This is a genomic window from Pseudomonas sp. NCIMB 10586 (assembly GCF_023127895.1).
GTDB classification, from domain to species: Bacteria; Pseudomonadota; Gammaproteobacteria; order Pseudomonadales; family Pseudomonadaceae; genus Aquipseudomonas; species Aquipseudomonas synxantha_A.
The window spans coordinates 1-429 of record NZ_SPKQ01000042.1 but is presented as its reverse complement, the minus strand read 5'-3'; the positions used below and the strand labels follow the sequence as shown (position 1 = coordinate 429).

General features: G+C 57.8%; 1 protein-coding gene. It reads right to left on the bottom strand.

Translation table 11 applies throughout. The features are described 5' to 3' along the window. On the bottom strand, positions 1-429 hold a 429-nt coding region (locus tag E4P01_RS15250), incomplete at both ends, for an RHS domain-containing protein (RefSeq protein WP_248130107.1).

Here is a 429-nt window from a genome sequence, read left to right as displayed (position 1 = left end):
GGGCGATCTGGCCGTAGGCGCGGTAGTGGGCGGACCAGACGATTTCGCCTTCAGGCGTGGTGAGTTCTTGCGGTGTGCCGAGGTGGTCGAGTTGGTAGTGGTAGGGCTTGGTCTCTTTTGGGCCGAAACCTTCCAGCAGTGTTAATGGGCGGAAGCTGTCGGGCTCATAGATGTAGCTGCGATGGCGTTCTGCGTGGTGCTCGGCAATCAGCTTGTCGCCTTGCCAGAAAAACTCGGTGGTCTCGCCATCCACGGTTTTGCTGACACGTCGCCCAAACGGGTCATAGCGATAACTAGCGGTTTCACCGTTCGGTTTTGTGATGCTTATTAACCGATGCTGGCAGTCGTAGCGGTACTCAGTAACGAGTTGATGGCCCTTGCCGCGCCGTTCGCGGATCAGGTTGCCGAAGGCGTCGTAGTCGTAATGGC